19 protein-coding genes and 1 riboswitch are annotated in these 17280 nt (G+C 25.6%); of the genes, 8 read left to right on the top strand and 11 right to left on the bottom strand.

Annotated elements, in window-relative coordinates; genetic code table 11:
- Positions 1-60: 60 nt before the first annotated feature.
- A complete protein-coding gene (locus NON08_RS06735) occupies positions 61-1746 on the bottom strand; it encodes a DUF2207 domain-containing protein (protein ID WP_256690684.1) in 1686 nt (561 codons plus the stop codon).
- Positions 1727-2281 carry a LemA family protein gene (locus tag NON08_RS06730; RefSeq protein ID WP_256690683.1) on the bottom strand — a complete coding sequence of 185 codons (555 nt, stop codon included), beginning with the start codon at positions 2279-2281 and terminating at the stop codon, positions 1727-1729. Before NON08_RS06730 ends, NON08_RS06735 begins: the two co-directional genes overlap by 20 nt.
- A 90-nt stretch (positions 2282-2371) precedes the next feature.
- Between NON08_RS06730 and NON08_RS06725 the strand changes: the two genes are divergently transcribed.
- Positions 2372-2734: a YbaN family protein gene (locus tag NON08_RS06725; protein WP_256690681.1), complete on the top strand. Its 363-nt coding sequence runs from the start codon at positions 2372-2374 to the stop codon at positions 2732-2734.
- A gap of 30 nt (positions 2735-2764) precedes the next feature.
- Here NON08_RS06725 and NON08_RS06720 read toward each other — a convergent pair whose 3' ends face one another.
- The 3 genes from NON08_RS06720 to speD all read right to left on the bottom strand — a co-directional run bounded on the left by NON08_RS06720 (position 2765) and on the right by speD (position 4537).
- Positions 2765-3199: a CAP domain-containing protein gene (locus NON08_RS06720; protein WP_256690679.1), complete on the bottom strand. Its 435-nt coding sequence runs from the start codon at positions 3197-3199 to the stop codon at positions 2765-2767.
- A 65-nt stretch (positions 3200-3264) separates the two neighbouring features.
- Positions 3265-4119, bottom strand: coding sequence for a polyamine aminopropyltransferase (gene speE, locus NON08_RS06715; protein WP_256690678.1), 855 nt, complete (start codon positions 4117-4119; stop codon positions 3265-3267).
- A 1-nt stretch (position 4120) separates the two neighbouring features.
- The gene (gene speD, locus NON08_RS06710; protein WP_256690677.1) at positions 4121-4537 is read right to left on the bottom strand and encodes an adenosylmethionine decarboxylase; all 417 of its coding nucleotides are present in this window, start codon (positions 4535-4537) and stop codon (positions 4121-4123) included.
- 199 nt (positions 4538-4736) lie between these two features.
- Here speD and NON08_RS06705 point away from each other — a divergent pair, with 199 nt between their 5' ends.
- The 3 genes from NON08_RS06705 to NON08_RS06695 all read left to right on the top strand — a co-directional run bounded on the left by NON08_RS06705 (position 4737) and on the right by NON08_RS06695 (position 8277).
- The gene (locus NON08_RS06705; RefSeq protein ID WP_256690676.1) at positions 4737-5276 is read left to right on the top strand and encodes a helix-turn-helix domain-containing protein; all 540 of its coding nucleotides are present in this window, start codon (positions 4737-4739) and stop codon (positions 5274-5276) included.
- A gap of 137 nt (positions 5277-5413) precedes the next feature.
- Entirely contained in the window at positions 5414-6817 is a 1404-nt protein-coding gene (locus NON08_RS06700; RefSeq protein WP_256690675.1) for a hypothetical protein, read from the top strand.
- A 77-nt stretch (positions 6818-6894) separates the two neighbouring features.
- A complete protein-coding gene (locus NON08_RS06695; protein WP_256690674.1) occupies positions 6895-8277 on the top strand; it encodes a hypothetical protein in 1383 nt (460 codons plus the stop codon).
- A 29-nt stretch (positions 8278-8306) separates the two neighbouring features.
- Here NON08_RS06695 and NON08_RS06690 read toward each other — a convergent pair whose 3' ends face one another.
- Together NON08_RS06690 and NON08_RS06685 are read right to left on the bottom strand one after the other, a co-directional pair.
- Complete coding sequence (locus tag NON08_RS06690; RefSeq protein ID WP_256690673.1) at positions 8307-8597, bottom strand: MarR family transcriptional regulator; 291 nt, start codon at positions 8595-8597, stop codon at positions 8307-8309.
- Positions 8598-8710: 113 nt separating this feature from the next.
- Positions 8711-8786: riboswitch (cyclic di-GMP riboswitch) on the bottom strand.
- 134 nt (positions 8787-8920) lie between these two features.
- Positions 8921-9121 carry a cold-shock protein gene (locus NON08_RS06685; RefSeq protein ID WP_240219394.1) on the bottom strand — a complete coding sequence of 67 codons (201 nt, stop codon included), beginning with the start codon at positions 9119-9121 and terminating at the stop codon, positions 8921-8923.
- 217 nt (positions 9122-9338) lie between these two features.
- Between NON08_RS06685 and NON08_RS06680 the strand changes: the two genes are divergently transcribed.
- From NON08_RS06680 to NON08_RS06665, 4 genes are all read left to right on the top strand, one after another.
- Positions 9339-10733: a hypothetical protein gene (locus NON08_RS06680; protein ID WP_256690672.1), complete on the top strand. Its 1395-nt coding sequence runs from the start codon at positions 9339-9341 to the stop codon at positions 10731-10733.
- A gap of 88 nt (positions 10734-10821) precedes the next feature.
- A complete protein-coding gene (locus NON08_RS06675; protein WP_256690671.1) occupies positions 10822-12216 on the top strand; it encodes a hypothetical protein in 1395 nt (464 codons plus the stop codon).
- 387 nt (positions 12217-12603) lie between these two features.
- Entirely contained in the window at positions 12604-13620 is a 1017-nt protein-coding gene (locus NON08_RS06670) for a PTS sugar transporter subunit IIC (RefSeq protein WP_256690670.1), read from the top strand.
- Positions 13621-13754: 134 nt separating this feature from the next.
- Positions 13755-14501 (top strand): MipA/OmpV family protein, encoded by a 747-nt coding sequence (locus NON08_RS06665; protein ID WP_256690669.1) that lies wholly within the window; start codon positions 13755-13757, stop codon positions 14499-14501.
- Between the two features lie 32 nt (positions 14502-14533).
- On the opposite strand, the gene NON08_RS06660 is transcribed toward NON08_RS06665, so the two are convergent.
- The 4 genes from NON08_RS06660 to NON08_RS06645 all read right to left on the bottom strand — a co-directional run bounded on the left by NON08_RS06660 (position 14534) and on the right by NON08_RS06645 (position 17074).
- Positions 14534-15136, bottom strand: a complete 603-nt coding sequence (locus tag NON08_RS06660) for a DedA family protein (protein WP_256690668.1) — start codon at positions 15134-15136, stop codon at positions 14534-14536.
- A gap of 15 nt (positions 15137-15151) precedes the next feature.
- Positions 15152-15685 carry a DUF2250 domain-containing protein gene (locus tag NON08_RS06655; protein WP_256690667.1) on the bottom strand — a complete coding sequence of 178 codons (534 nt, stop codon included), beginning with the start codon at positions 15683-15685 and terminating at the stop codon, positions 15152-15154.
- 15 nt (positions 15686-15700) lie between these two features.
- The gene (locus NON08_RS06650; protein WP_256690666.1) at positions 15701-16384 is read right to left on the bottom strand and encodes a YjjG family noncanonical pyrimidine nucleotidase; all 684 of its coding nucleotides are present in this window, start codon (positions 16382-16384) and stop codon (positions 15701-15703) included.
- 99 nt (positions 16385-16483) lie between these two features.
- Complete coding sequence (locus NON08_RS06645) at positions 16484-17074, bottom strand: sigma-70 family RNA polymerase sigma factor (RefSeq protein ID WP_256690665.1); 591 nt, start codon at positions 17072-17074, stop codon at positions 16484-16486.
- Between the last annotated feature and the right edge of the window lie 206 nt (positions 17075-17280).

Below are 17280 nucleotides of genomic sequence, written 5' to 3'. Positions count from 1 at the left end.
TCAAATCCTACTAAAGGGGTCAATTTAATACTAGGCTTTTATATATGTTTTTTATCTTAACTACCAACTTCCGCCTCCGCCTCCGCCGGCACCGCCACCAGAAGATCCGCCTCCCATAGATGAAGAGCCTCCTCCAAAGTTAGTAGGGGCTTTTGGAGCTGATAACATCGTATCATTAAAAGCTGATAAAGAGTTAGTAAAACTACCCATGAAAACTCCTAATACAAAAGCATCTCCAACATTAGGTCCGCCATACCACTGCGGTGGTTCTACAACAAGATCTTTAAACTTATCTGCCCATATATTACTTACACCTAAAACAATCGTATATGGAAGTATGTTATAAAAATAACTAGGATTTTCTTCTAAAAGCATCTCTAATTTTCTTTTTTCTGCAGTTTCTAAAAATCTTTTAAATCCTAATACTTTTCCATAGATCTCCGATCCATATGGTGTTTTACTTTTTATTTTTCCACTAACAGCTAGTGTTACTAAAGCTGAGGTCATCCCTAAAATAACCGTTATAAAAGTGCTTAGCCCTTGAGTTGCCCCAAAGTAGTAGAAATAACCAAAACTTGCTGCAGCTATAAAAAGTATTGAAGTTCTCATAGTGTTTCCAGCCCTTAAGCTCTTTGAACTATATAAAGATTTTTTATTCATAATTAAATCTATTTCTAAAATCTCAGCTGCTTTATCTATATGTTTATAAAATTTATTTCTTAAATTTTTTATATTTACTTTATTCTCTGAATTTTTATATGCTGAAAGAGCATTGTACATATATTTTTCAAAATCTTTTTCTGAATCAATTCTGTCTTTTAAAAATTCTATTTCAAACTCATCTCTTGAAAAAATTCCACTACCTTTCAACTCATATATTTTCAAATATCCCCTATTAGCCCAATAGAAAATTAAACTTGTTAAATCCTTTGAATGTATAATTCCATCAATATAGTAACCTATCTCTGTAGGTGTTAAGTTATCAGGAGGATAAAACTCTACAGTTTGGATAATAGTCTCTTTATCTCTATATTTTTTCATAAGAGTTATGGCAATTATTGGTATTATTAAATATATTAAGTATAAAACACCTTTAAATACATAAAACATTATTTTTTGCTCTGTAAAATTAAAATATCCTTCTGGTAAAGGAAGAGCTATTGTTACACTTTCCTTTGGCTTTAAAATAACAGTTGTATAGCCTGTTATGGTATTACCATTAACACTATAAGTAACTCCTTTTGTATTTGTACTACCATAGCTTCCAACTGTAAAATTAATTTTACTAGCGTCAAAACTTTTAGGCAATTCTATTTTAAACTCAACTCTATTTATATCTGTATCCCAGTCATTTCCAATTAAATTATAGTAAACTTCATCATAACTAGAATCTCTGTCCCAACCAATATTATATTTATATTTAATTATATAGTCTTTTAAACCTGTCAAATATCTGTTTGGATCACCTAATCTTAGATAGATATAGTTCCCTTCATCTTTTGCAACTGTTGGAGCATTTGTTTTTATATCAGAAATTTTTATCTCTCTTCCATTAAACTCCTCTGGAATAACTCTATATATTCCTCTTCTTGGCTGTAAAAAATCCACTCTTATATTTTCATTTACATCATAGATATTTTTTTCATTTATTTTTATATCTATATTATAATTATCTATAACATAACCTGCATCTGCAAATATAAATGTTACAAATATAAAGAACAAACTAGAAATGTACTTTAACATTTTGTCTTTCCTCTTCATTTTCAACTTTAAAGAATGGATATTTTTTAAATCCAAAGTTATTAGCCACTATAACACTTGGAAATGTCTCACACATTGTATTATAAACTCTTACGCTACCATTATAATATTTTCTTGCTTGTAAAATATCTTCCTCTATATTTACTAATTCATTTTGTAATTTCATAAAATTTTCATTAGCTTTTAAATCAGGATAATTTTCTGTTAAAGCAAATAACTTACCTAAAGCTCCTGTTATCATATTTTCATTTTCTATTTTTTCCTCTGGAGTTGTTGCTGTCATATATCTGTTTCTTGCTGCAATAACAGCTTCTAATGTACTACCTTCATAGTTTTTGTATCCTTTTACTGTTTCTACTAAATTTGGTATTAAATCATATCTTTTCTTTAAATAAGCATCAATAGTTGAAAACGCCTCATCTACAAAGTTTCTCTCCTTCACTAATTTGTTATAAACCCCTATAATATAAGCGATTAATATAACTAATATAATTACAAATACTATTCCTAAAATCATAATTTCCTCCCTTTTATTTTTTTCTTTTATGTATTATACTATATTTATTTTTAAATCCTTACCAAAACTTTTTATGTGGAGGTTTTCGCTGTGAAAAGAAAATTTTTTACCTTCTTAGGTTTTATTTTTTTAGCTTTAGGAATTATAGGAGCTTTCCTTCCCATTGTTCCAACAGTCCCTTTTATCTTAGTTGCAGCTTATTTTTTTGAAAGAGGATCTGATAGATTTTATGAATGGTTACTTAATAATAAATATTTTGGCGAACACTTAAAAGATTACAGAATAAATAAAGGAATTACTAAAAAAAATAAAATTATTGGCATAGTATCAACAATTTTTGGTATGACTTTAGGAATGTTTTTTATGCCTTTTATTATTGGAAAAATTTTTCTTTTCTTTATACTTGTAGGGGTTATTTTCCATATTATAAGAGTTGACACAATAAAAAAATAGCAGGTTTTAATAAAAACCTACTATTATTATTTAACTTCCTATAAACATCTGTGTCCATATGTTATTTCCATATTCATCTCTAGAAACTCCCATCTCTTTGAATCTAGGATTTAAAATATTTTTTCTATGCCCGGATGAATTCATCCATGATTTCATAACAAATTCTGGGGTATCCTGTCCTTTGGCTATATTTTCCCCTGCTGTCATATAATCTACATTATATTTTTTCATAAGATCAAATGGAGAGCCATAAACTGGTGATTTATGACTAAAATAACTATTTCTATGCATATCATCTGATTTAATTTTAGCTAATTTATTTAGTTTAGTATTTAATTTCATAGGTTTTAACCCTCTACTAACTCTTTCTTTATTCACCAAATTTAAAATAACCTTTTGATCATCATTCATTGTAAATGTAAGTGTTGTTAAAAGAAAAACCATCACTCCAAGTATTTTTTTCAATTTTGCCTCCCTACTATAGTTTTCTTATAGTATATTTTAGCAAAATCTCTTTTATGTCTCCAAATTTATTTTTCTTCCAATTGTTTTTTTACATAATTTGGTAAAGCAAATGCCGCTTTCTGAATATCTGTATTATAATATTTTGTAGTTAAATTTAAATTATTCCACTCTTCACATTTACAATCTAAAATAGGATTATATTTTTTAGAAGCAAATCCAAATAACCAATGCCCTGATGCATATGTAGGTTGATGAAATTGATAAACTTTTGCAATTGAAAATATATTTTTTATTTTATTATGAGCTTTTTTCATCTCTTGAGAATATCTCTCATAATATGGTGATTCGTGTTGATTTACTAAAATTCCATCCTCTTTTAAAACTCTATAACAATTTTTATAAAACTCTGTTGTAAAAAGGCCTTCTCCCACTGATATTGGATCTGTTGAATCTACGAGAATTAAATCATAGCTATCTTTTGCACACTCCTCTACAAATTTTAAACCATCTTGAAAATAAAGGGTAACTCTTTTATCTTTTAATTTATCAGCTGTAAAAGGAAGGTATTTTTGTGATAATCTTACAACTCTTTCATCAATTTCAACCATATCTATTTTTTCAATAGTTTTATATCTTGTAAGCTCTCTCACAGTTCCTCCATCTCCACCTCCGATAACTAAAACTTTTTTTATATTTAAATTTGTACACATAGGCACGTGAGTTATCATCTCATGATATATAAACTCATCCTTCTCTGTTATCATTATCATTCCATCTAAAGTAAAAAATCTTCCATACTCATCAGATGTAAAAAAATCTATTTTTTGGAAAGGCGTTTCCTCTGAATAAAGATGTTCCTTTACTTTTATTGAAAACTTAGTATCTTTTGACCATCTTTCTGTAAACCATAAATCTAGCATCTTATTCCTCCTCAGGCTTAAAAGTTATTTTTCCTAAATCTTTTTTTGAATAATTTCTTATTTTTTCTACCATTCCTCTTGGCACTTCTATTGATTCACTTCTATCTGATTTAAAAACATCTTCTAAAAACTTAAAAGCTGTCCAAGGGTCTATTTTATCTCCACAAGTAAAGACATCCACTGCTGCATAACCATATTCTGGCCAAGTATGTATAGCTAAATGTGATTCTGAGATAATCACTGCTCCTGATACTCCATAAGGATTAAAATGATGAAATACAGATTGAACTATTGTTGCTTTAGCAATCTCTGCTGCTTCATTCATGTGTTTTTCAATGAGAGTGGGATTTTTTAATATCTCCTCATCGCAGTTATAAAACTCAATTAATATGTGTCTTCCAAGTGTTTCTAATTTCAATTTTCCCTCCTAAAATCAGTTTTTTAATAAAAAATTAAATTTAAATATTAAAATATTAAACTTTTGTTTAAAAAAATATATTTAATATTTAATATTTTTAACTTTTATTACATAATATTCATTTTTTAATTTTTTGTCAATTGCTTTTTTATAGAAAAGATCATATACTATATTATCTATAACTTAAGGAGAGATCTATATGGAAATCGGTAAAAAAATAAAAAGACTAAGACAAGAAAAATATCTTACTCAAGATGAGCTAGCTAGTCGGTGCGAGCTATCTAAAGGTTTTATATCTCAAGTAGAAAGAAATTTAACATCTCCCTCTATTGCCAATTTAGCTGATATACTTGAAGGTCTTGGAACAAATTTAAAAGATTTCTTTAGTGATGATAGTGACGAAAAAATTGTTTTTGATGAGAATGATGCCTTCGAACTTACTGATTCTAAACTAAAATATAAAGTTGAGTGGATTATTCCCAATGCTCAAAAAAATCAAATGGAACCTATTCTTTTGACTTTAGAAGAGGGAGGAAGGTATAAAGAAGAGATTGCCCATGATGGACAAGAGTTCGGTTATGTTTTAAAAGGTGAAATTCTTATTCATTTAGGTGATAAAATTCATAAAGCTAAAAAAGGTGAAGCCTTCTATTACAGCTCTGGAAAAAATCATTACTTATCTAACTGTGGAAAAGGACATGCAAAAATACTGTGGGTTTCTAATCCACCATCATTTTAAAAAATTATATAAAAGATAGTTATTAATCTTATAACTATCTTTTTTATTTATAGAAGATTTTTATATGTATTTTTAGGTTAAATATAAAATTTTTCATATTTTCTTTATTTTTCTTGTATGATATAACCTATAATGGGGTGATTCAAATTAATACAACAAATATAAATATATTAACACTTCTTTCACAAGGAGAGTTTTCTTTAGATGAATTTTCTTTATATTTAAACTTAGAAAAAAAATCTATTTACAAAAATATCAATTCTATTAACTCTTTTTTAAAGGATGAAAAACTTCCTTTAATAGAACTTAATAATACCAATTATTCTCTTAAACTTTCAAAGTTTCAATGGGAAACTCTTTTCAAGCGAAATGATTTCATCACCAGTGATGAGATCGTAGACTACTTATACATAAAATTCATACATAATAAATTTATTAATTTAGAAGCTGAAAAAGAACGATTAGATCTATCTAGAAGTTCAATAATAAGATATTTTAATGAAGTAAAAAGGACATTAGAAAATAATGGATCACAATATGAATATAGTGTAGGAAGAGGACTAAGACTAGCTTTTTTATCTGAAATGGACAAAGCTATTTTTTCAAAAAAATTAGTTAAATTTTTTGTAAAATGTGACTTTTCTTTAAATCATTCTATTTTCATAACTGATTTAATTAAGGATTACAATATAAAGTCTTTACTCAATAAACTCTATACAATATTTAAAACTTTAGATATTCCTACTACGCACTTTATCATATCTTTTTTATGTTCTCTTTATATATCTATAGACGTTTTTGGAGGATTTAACTTTAAAAAAGATTATGATTATAATAAGTATATTAAATTAGAAAAAGTTATAAAAACTACTTTAAAAGATTATAACTCTAACTATCAAAATCAGGTTTTTTTCTTTGTAGTCTCTTTAATAAATAATGATATTAACTTTGAACCAAATATATTAAAAAAAGCTTTAACAGTTATTAATAACTTAAAAGATAAACTAGACTTACATAATTTAGATCCTGTTTTAGAAAAAGTTTTATTAAAAAAATTATGCTTTTCACTTTTTAAACATGATAACTATATTTTTAAAGTTCGAAACATTATAATAAACGACAATGAAAAACTTCTTTTAAATATTTTTGATGATATTTTAGATTATAATAATATAAAGTTATTCTTTTGTGACAAGATATCTATTATTCAAATTTTAACTAAAATAATTGTTGAACATCATAAAAGTTCTCTAAAAAATATTCTTTTATTATTTAACGAAGTCGTTATTTCAGATGATAGATACCTTAAAGATAATCTAGCTGATTATAGTAAAAAATTTAATTTTGATATTGAGTCCACTTTTTTTTATAAATTAAATCCTGAAAATTATAAAAATAAATATGACCTAATTTTAAGTGATGAACCTAGTTTAAATATAAATACTTTAATTGTAAATAGCTTTAATCCTATCCAGATTTTATCTGCTATTAATAGTCATATTTTAGAAAATACTTTAAAAAAACTATGTTCTAATAAATAAAATATTTTTTTGTTTTTGTTTTATTTTTTTGATATAAATGATATACTAGATTGATATTATTTTGAAAGGGATTTAAAATGAAAATAAATATTACAACTACTCATATTAGAATATATCGATTATTAAATTTTCTTCCAGAAAAAAATATAGAGTTCATTGCAAAATTCTTAAAAATGAATAAACAAAATGTAATTTTATATATAAAACAAATTTATCACTATATTGATAATAAAAATTCTAACAACTCATTAGCTAGTATAATTAATGAGATTAATAATAATAAAACTATTTTTAAAACTTTAAAAAAACATCAAATTTTTAGCAAAGATGATCGGATTTTTTATATTATTTTAAAACTGTTAAGAGATTATGATTTAAACCTTAATACTCTATCTATTATCTTCAATGTTTCAAGAAGAACTTTAAATGATGATTTAATAAGTATTAAAAAAAAATTGAAAATTTATAACTTGGAAATATCTAGTATTCCTAGTAAAGGAATTAGTATTTTAGGTGATTGTGATGACCAAAAAATTTGTTCTTTATCGTATCTTTTTAAATTTTTAATTGAAGTTGATGAACTTCCATTTATAATGTCTCAAGATTATTCTGAATTTTTTCAACAAAATATCTATATAAAATTAAATAATGAGATTGATTATTTTACTTATACATTTGATTTTGATATATTTATAAACAATAAAAAATTAATTAAAAGCTTATATATAGTTTATGGTTATGAAAACTCTTTAAATAAAATTAAAACTCTTTCTTTTGAAGAGTTTAAAAAATATTTTCTTGATGTTTTTCCAATGAAAACTATGGAAAGGGCATACAAATTTTTCAAAAATTCACTATTAGGAGATTTTCCAATTAAATATATAAGAATTTTTACTTTAACTTTACAATTTTGCAATGGAACATTAAAAAAAGATGGTGTTTCACTAAAAAAAGAAAACCTGAAATTAAAAGAACTTTTTTTAAAAAATGTCTCTTTCAGTGTATCTGAAGATAATTTTTTTGAAAAATTTTTAAATAGAGTTAATACAGCAAGTAAAGAAAGTTCTTTCTTAGGTATGTTTGATCTTTCATTTTTAAATCTATCTTTAGATAATAAAATTAAATTTGAATGTGCTGCTCTTTTTTTAGAATTAAAAAAAATATATTTTAATATTCAACTATCTAATATTATTTTTCTTTATCTTTGGAATTTAAATAAAAGTAATATTTCAGAACTTACTGATACTATTGTTGTTTTTAAAGAAATTCCTAAGTTTTTACATCCTATTATTCAAAATACTTTCTTTATAAAAGAAAACATTCGAATATCTAAATTTATAATGGAGTCTGAATTAGATTCTTATATATCAAATGATGAAAATCTATCAGTTATAACTTTTGAAAAACTAAAAGTTATAAATCGTTACCCTTTTATAAAACAATATTCTTTACCCATATAAAAATGTAACCTCTATAAAAATTATAGAGGTTATATTTTTAATATTTGCATTAATTTTATTCTACTACATAGATCTTTTCCCATTTTTGTTGGATGAAGTCTAAAAACTCTTTTATCATCAAATGTTCCATATTTTTGAATTAAATTTTTCTCTTCTAATTTTTTTATACAAATTGATACTGAACCCTTTGATAGTTCTATCCCCTTTGTCAATTCGCATAATGTTATCCCTGGGTTTTCATTTATTCTTCTCAATATCTTTTCATGCGTGGAATTAATATGATATTTATTTAACTCCTTTTTTATCTCTGTTTTATGCATAATACAACACCCCTAATTATTTAATCTATATCTATTTATATTATAGATATTTTTTATTTCCTTCTTTAAAATATTTTTTCAAAAAAAAAACACTTACCCCTTGATTAAAGAATAAGTGCAACTGGCTACCATTTTAAAGGCCCTATAGCTTTGCGTCCTATGATTTCTCATAGTTTGCCGTATATTTTTATTTTTTATATTATATCTACTTACATCTTTTTCTGCAATACTTTTTTTAATTAGAATATAACTTAAAAACAATAATAAATAAAAAAGATGGAATAAATCCATCCTTTTTTATATTTTATTATTAGGATTAGGTGCTAGTTAGCTTGAACCTCTTTTGCTAAAGGTCCTTTATCTCCACTTTCAATTTTGAAAGATACGTTTTGTCCCTCTTCTAAAAATCTGAATCCATCACCAATGATTCCTGAAAAGTGTACAAAGTAATCTTTTCCCTCTTCACAAGTTACAAATCCAAATCCTTTCTCTTTGTTAAACCATTTTACTGTTCCTTTTGTCATAATTCTGTTCCCCTCCGCATTTATAAAAGCTTTATAGAGATTTAATTAATCTCTTATATGCATTTATAGTATCATATATAATCTATAAATTAAATATTTCAATTTTTCTTTTTAGAGAAGCAAAAGTGATATATTGGATCTTTAGTCATTTTTATAGTGTTACTATTCTAATCTTGCTCTATCTATGATAAACTATTATAGTCGGGGGGTGGTATTAATGAATACAACAGCTGCTAATGTTCTAAAAGTTTTATCTCAAAATGAGATGTCTATTGATGATATGCAACTGTATTTTAACGTTGAGCGAAGCTCAATTATCAAAACAATTACACAACTTAATGAGTTTTTAGAATCAATTGAACTTCCTATTATTTCAAAATTTCATGACATTTATTTTTTAAAACTAACACCTAAAGAACTAGAGATAGTTTTTGAAAATTTTACAATTTTAACTTTTGATGAAAAAATTGATTATCTTTTTATTAAATTTATTTCCACTGGGTTTTTAAATTTAGAAAGAGAAAAAGAGATTTTAGATATTTCAAGAAGCACTATTTTAAGATCCTTTCAAAATGTTAAAGATGAATTTTCAAAGAATGGAAGTACCTATGAATATAACCATGGAAAAGGCCTTGTTTTAAAAGAACTCTCACTTAAAGATAAACAAAATTTTTATAAAAAGCTTATGAAACTTTTTATTGAGGAGGATATTCTTGTTCCTGCAAGAAAAAATCTTTTAAATACAATTAAACCATTTGATACAAAAGAACGACTTTCTCAACTTTATCCTATACTTAAAAACTCTAATATTTCTATTAACTATTTTTTACTCTCTTTTATATGCTCTTTAGAAATTTGTATAAATATTTTTGGAGGATTTAATTTTATTGATAAATCAAATTTAACTTTAGATAAGTTTAAAGAGATTAGAGAAAATATAGATACTTTTGGTCCAGAGTTTAATGAAGAGTTTAAAAATCAACTTTCTCATTTTTTAACGAATCTTTATTTGGAAAAGGGAATTTTAGAAAATAGTATAAAAAGTATTTGTTTTAATCTCATTGAATCTATTAAATTGAAATTTAAAATAGATATAAAAAATAAAGAGCTTGAAAAAATGCTTTTTAATAAGTTATATCTTTCATTTTTTAAATATAATAATAAAATTATAAAAATTATTAATGTATCGTTTAATAAGCCACACAAATTTATTTTAAATAATTTTGAATCTATTTTAAAAGATTTTAATTATGATTTGTATTTAGTTGATAAGTTTATGATTGTTTATGCTATTAGAAGAATTATTATAGATGAAAACTTTTCTAATATAAAAAATGTGTTACTTCTTTTTAACGAAGTTGCTGCTACTGATCAGATTATTTTTAAAAAATCTCTTAGAGTATTTCTTCCTAATATCAACTTTGATGTTGAAGCTACTTTTTTTCATAAAAAAAATATTATCCAAAATCATGAAAACTATGATATCATTATTAGTGACAGTAACATTGTCTCTAATGTAGAAGTTGTTGAATATTATAGTACTATTAATGTTCATGATATTTTAGAAAATCACGCTTTAACAAGTGGTTTAAAAAAATTAAACAATAATTAAACATAAAAGAACACTTTTTCAGGTGTTCTTTTTTAAGTTTTATTCTTATTAAAGATATGATACACTATTTCATGTAGGAGGTGGTTCAATGAATACAACAGCTGCTAATATTTTAAAGATTTTATCACAAACTGAAATGTCTGTAGAAGATATGCACCTGTATTTAAACGTTGAAAAAAATGCCATTTTAAAAACAATTTCGCAAATTAATGATTTTTTAGAGTCTATTGATTTACCGAAAATTGAAAAAAAAGAGGATATTTTTTATTTAATTCTCACAAAAGATCAGTGGAGAACATTATTTAATAATTTTAATGTCTTAACTGCAGAGGAGCGAATAGACTATCTCTATATTAAATTTATTGCTCACGGTTTTTTAAATTTAGAAAAAGAAAAAGAAATTTTAGATCTATCTAGAAGTACTATTCTTAGATGTTTTCAAAGCGTTAAAGATGAATTTTTAAAAAATGGTACTAGATATGAATACCTTCATGGTAAAGGACTTCTCATAACTGAATTGAGTTTTGCTGATAAGAAAATTTTTCATAGAAAAGTCATGAAACTTTTCATTGAAGAGGATATTCTTGTTCCTCCATTAAGATCTCTTTTAGAGGACGTTAAAAGCTTCGACACTAAGACTAGATTATCTCAAATTTATCCTATACTTAAGTTTTCAGATGTGTCTATAAACTATTTTCTTTTTGCATTTTTATATTCATTAGAAATTTGTTCAGAACTTTTTGAAGAGTCTCTTTATAGAAATGAAGATTATGAACAAACTAAAGAGTTTAAAAATATAAAGCTTTTAGTCAATAAATATGGTAAAGACTTTAGTCCAAAATATAAAGAAAATCTTACTTTTTTCCTTACAGCAATAATTCTAAATTATTATTATATTGATTGTGACAATAAACAAAAAGCTCTAGACATTTTAGAAGTTTTAAAAGATGAGTTTAAAATTTCTAATCTAAATAAAGATTTAGAAAAAATGTTATTCCACAATATCTATCTTGGTTTTTTTAAGTTTGAAAATAAAATAATAGATTTTAAGAATACATATTTTGATGAAGGAGAAAAAATTCTTTTAGATAAATTAAATCTAGTTTTACAAAAATACTCTTATGATTTCTTTTTAGGGGATAAATTTTCAGTCGTTTTTGCTTTAAAAAGAGCTCTAATAGAGGAAAATTTTAGCAATATTAAAAATGTTTTATTTTTATTTAATGAGGTCAATGCTAACCATTACAGCTTATTTAAAAAAAGTTTAAATAAACTTATTCCTAATATAAATTTTGATTTAGAAGCTTCTTTTTTTCATAAAAAAAATCTTCTTACAAACTGTAGCAATTACGATTTAATTATCAGTGATGAAAAAGTTAATTCTAATGTTTTTGTTATAGATTTTTATTGTAATTCTAAAGTCCAGGGGATTTTAGAAGAAAAAGCCTTTAATATAGGTCTTAACAAGTTTTGTCAACTATAATAATCTCATGGTGACTGTTATATAATAGTCACCTTTTTTTATTTTTGAAAATATTTTTTCAAAAATATGTTTACAACAATATTTTTTTATGTTATATTTATGCAAATAAAAAAATTCGGAGGTTAATAAGATGTCTTTAAGAAATTTTAGAGCTATATTTTGGTTTACATATTATTTTAAAACTAAGGTTTATATCTAGCACTATAGATATGAGCCTATTTGTATTAAAAAAATATAGGCTTATATCCCAACTTTATTAAAGACACTTTCAGTATAAAGCTTTTGGGAAACCAAAAGCTTTTTTATTTTATCAAAATTAAGTCTATTGATAAATATGACAAAACTGAATTGTTTTAAATATAATTAATAATATAGGACGGTGAAGAAATGAAAACAAAAGAACTAATGTTTAAAATATTAAATGGTATGAGTTTAGGTATTGTTGCAACTTTAATCCCTTCTGCAATTCTTGGAGAAATTGCTAAAAGTTTAAATTTAATGAATCTATTAAATTTAACTAAAATTTCAACAAGTTTGCTTCCATTTGCAATTGGAACTGGTGTTTCATATCAACTTAGTTTTACTCCTCTAGAAAGTATTTGTGTTTCAGTTGCTACTTTTATTGGATCAGGAGTTGTATCCTTTACAAATGGTAGTATTGTTCTAACAGGAACTGGGGATGTTGTAAATGCTGGTGTTACAGCTTTTATTGCTTCTTTAGCTATCTACTTTTTCAGACAAAAAGTTAAAAGTTTAAGTATGGTAGCTCTTCCTATTATTATTTCTATTGCTGTTGGATGGATTGGTCTAACTCTTCTTCCGCTTATCAGTAAAATTAACGGTGGAATAGGAATGGCTATTGAAGAGATTGTTAAAATGCAACCGCTTTTAACTGGAGGAATAATAGCTATCATTTTCTCTATTTTAATTATATCTCCTTTTTCTACTGTTGGTATAGCTCTTGCTGTTAACCTTAGCGGTATTGCTGCTGGAGCAGCTAATTTAGGAGTTTGTGCCGCTGCCTTTGGACTTGCTCTTGCTGGATTTAAAGTTAATCCCATTGGTATTACTTTAGTTCCTGTTTTGGGTTCTGCTAAAATTCAAATGGCAAATTTCGTAAAAAATCCTTTAATCATAATTCCTATTATTACCAATGCCTTTATCTTAGGTGTCTTAGGAGCTTTTTTCAATATAAAAGGAACTGCTTTTAGTGCTGGATTTGGAATAAGTGGATTAATTGGTCCTATAAATGCTCTTAATCATATGTCTTGGGATTTAAAAAATATTATTATTGTTTTTGTTTTATTTATAGTCCTTCCAATCTTTTTTGGTTATATTTGCAATTTTATTTTTATAAATAAATTAGTTCTAATAAAAGAGGAAGATTATAAGATAAGTATCTAACGATGAGATTTCTTACATTTGGAAAAAAAATACACTGCTTTTAGCAATAGATTTCAATATTGGCCTTGGTTTTAAAACTGAGTATTCTATGATATAATTGTTCCGTTATAAATTTATTATTTGGAGGAGCACTTATGAAAAAAATTATTTTTGGTATTTTAGCCATGTCTTTATCTACTTTAGCTTTAGCAGAAAATAAATATGGAGTTGGAGTTGGAGTTGGGGTTTCTAACAGTATTTATAAAGGAGCAGAAGATAAAGCTTATCCTGTACCACTTTTAGATATTAACTATGGAAACTTCTATGTTAAAGGAATTACACCTGGATATTTCTTCTTTAAAGGAGAGGATTTATCACTATCTGTTTTCCTTGATCCAATGGCTGGTTTCCCTATTAAAGCTAAAGATATGGGACACGGTTATACTAATATTGATGATAGAGATTTCCAAGCTATGGTTGGATTAAGAGCTGACTTAAATACTGGTATAGCTGGTATTAGAACAGGAGCTTCTGTACAATTTGGTGAGCACGGTTCTGAAGCTAAAATCAGTGCATTTAGACCATACAACATTAATGACAAGTTCACTTTAGTTCCTGGAATCTACGTTAAAGGATTCTCTGGAGACTATACTGATTACTACTTTGGAGTTACATCAAGCGAAGTTAATAGATCAAATAGAGACAATCTAACTAGAGAGTATAAAGCTGACGCAGCTGCATCTATTGGAGCTAACTTAAGTGCTGAATACAAATACAATGAGAAATTCTCACTTATTGGAATCTTAGGAGTAGAAAAATTCTCTAGTGAAATCACAGACTCTCCTATAGTTAATGAAGATCCTTTATTCATTGCAAGTATTGGAGCTAAGTATTTCTTCTAATAGAAATACTTATAAAAAAGACTAACTTTTTGTTAGTCTTTTTTATTTTTTCTCATTTTTAAGATTTTATACGCTACATAAAATAAAGCTAATAATATCACTAAATATCTATATTTTAAAATATAAGTGTTTATTAATTTTTCATAATCTTTATATACAGTTCCTACATTAACCATAAAAGCTACATATATCCCAGCTCCTAAACCTGTAAAAATACTAAATTTAAAAATATTCATTTCTAAAATTCCAGGGGGAAAAGATATATATTGTCTTACAACAGGAATAAATCTACCTAAAAATACTATTAGTTCCCCTCTTCTATTAAAAAGGTCCTCCATTTGTAATAATCTGTCTTCATCTAGGAAAAAATATTTTCCATATTTCAACAAAAGATTTCTTCCCAAAGTTCTTCCTAAAAAATAGTTCAAACAAGCCCCTGCAACACTTCCAAGTGTTCCTGCAAAAAGTACTGGTAAGAAGCTCATCTCTTTTGTTCCTATTAAATATCCAGCTGGTAATAACGCAACTTCAGATGGAAATGGTATAAAAGATGATTCTAAAAACATCATTATAAATATACCGAAATATCCTAAACTCATAAAAAATTCACTTGCTTGTTTTATTATCTCTTCCACAAATTCTCCTTTTACTTAAATAATAACAATATTTGGTAAATCTGATATTTTCTCCTTCTCTTGTTCTGTTATCTCTCCTCTTAAAGTTATTGTATGTCCATATTCTTTTTGAAGAAGTTCAAAAGTATCACCTAAAATTGATTTTACATTTATCTCTTGAGAATATGGCAGATCTATTACACAATAACATCTTTTTGGAGATTCCTCCTTAGAGTTATCAAGTTTGTTCTGGAGAGCCTTATTATATGTTTTAAAAGCCTCTCTTATTTCAAGCCCCTCTATTTCCTCTATCTCTTTAGCTATCTTCTCTCCCAATTTAGTGAGCTTATAATACGTATGATTTCTATGCTTTACAACTATGTTATCCTCTTTTGTTTTATACTCGACCATTATATTTTCTACTCTTTCTAAAACCTTTTCTTTAATTAGTTTTCTTACACACTCTCTAACCTCATTTTGATTTTCCAATATTCTATTTGCTAACTTAGACACAAATGTAGGACCAATTGTATCTATTGCTACTATTATTTTTTTCTCTAAATAACTCATATTTACTCCTAATTTTTACAATAGATTTAAAAGCTCTTTTAAAGTTGAGATTTCATATGTAGGCTTTATCTCTTCAGTTATTTGAATCCTTTTTGGATTATATAAACAGGTATCAATTCCAAAATTTATTCCACCTTTTATATCTGAAGTTAAACTATCTCCAATCATAAGTATATTATCCGAATCTTTTATTTTATTCTTTTCTAAAGTTATTTTAAAAATATCAGGATTTGGTTTTGAAACTCCAACCTCTTCAGATACTATAATATCATTAAAATACTTTGAAATTATTGAGTTTTTTATTCTTCCATTTTGAACTTTGCTTAAACCATTAGTTATTATAAAAAGTTGAAACTTTCCATGTAACTCTTTAATTAAATCTAAACTATCCTCAAATAATATTGAAGAGTTAGACAAATTCTCCATATATCTGTTTGCAAAATCAGTTACATCAAAATCTAAATTTAACTGCATGCAATACCTTCTAAAACGTTCTATCTTAAGTTCTTTTTGTGTTATAAGTCCATCTTCTAACTCTTTCCAAATCTTAGTATTTATATCTTTATAAATTTTCAAATGATAATCCTCATCATAATTCATATTATAATCTACTAAAGTCTTTTCTAAAGCCTCTTTCTCAGAAGCTTTAAAATCAAATAGTGTATCATCTGCATCAAAAATTAAAATATTGTATCTCATTTTCCACCTCTTTAAGTTTTAAATATTATATCACAGTTTAAGTAAATTTTTAGTAAATAAAAAGGATGAAAGTTAAATCTTTCATCCTAACAATTTGCTCTATCCTCTGCTATACTCAGATAAATATCCCAATATTTTTTTTCTTACTCTTTGAATTGCATTGTCTATTTTTTTATTTGGCTCATTTAGCATCTCTGCAATCTCGTTGTACTTATATTGTTTACATGTGTAGAAAAAAACTTTTTTTTCTAAAGGTGTTAAACTTTTATTTAAAAACTCTCCAAGCATTACTACTAACTCTTTTCCTAAAAGAATATCTTCAGGAGAAAAGAAATTTACAGATGGCTTTGCATATTGAGCTAAATCATCTAAATTAACATCTTTATCACCAATTATTGAGTTATTTAACTTCTGATTTCTATTTGAATTAGAAGATTTTACTGCTGTAATAATCTGTCTTTTTATACATAGATTTGCAAAAGTACTAAAGCATACCTCACGTGTTTCATCATATGATTTTATCGCCTTCATAAGACCTATATACCCCTCTTGTAGTAGATCATCGATGTCTCCACCTTTTATGAAGAAGTTCTTGCTATTTCTCAAAATATCACTTTTATATTTTAAGAAAACTTTTTCCATAGCTTCGCTGTCACCATTTTTTGCTAACATTACATCTCTTTCATCCATTAGTTTTGCCCCCTTAACTATTTAACGGTAAAAAAAGTAAATTAAGCTCGCTCCTTAGATGCAAAATTCTTTAACTATTTTCGTTATAAAAAAATGATATCATAATTTGTTTTTTATTTAAACATTTCAATTTTTCTTTTTCATTCCTATTCTTTGAAATATATAATAATATTCTAATATTGTATGTTTCTATTCTTTTGTTTTTT

The sequence above is a fragment of the Cetobacterium sp. NK01 genome (assembly GCF_024506395.1).
Lineage (GTDB): Bacteria > Fusobacteriota > Fusobacteriia > Fusobacteriales > Fusobacteriaceae > Cetobacterium_A > Cetobacterium_A somerae_A.
The sequence above is the reverse complement of the archived record's forward strand: the minus strand, read 5'-3'. Positions and strand labels throughout refer to the sequence as shown.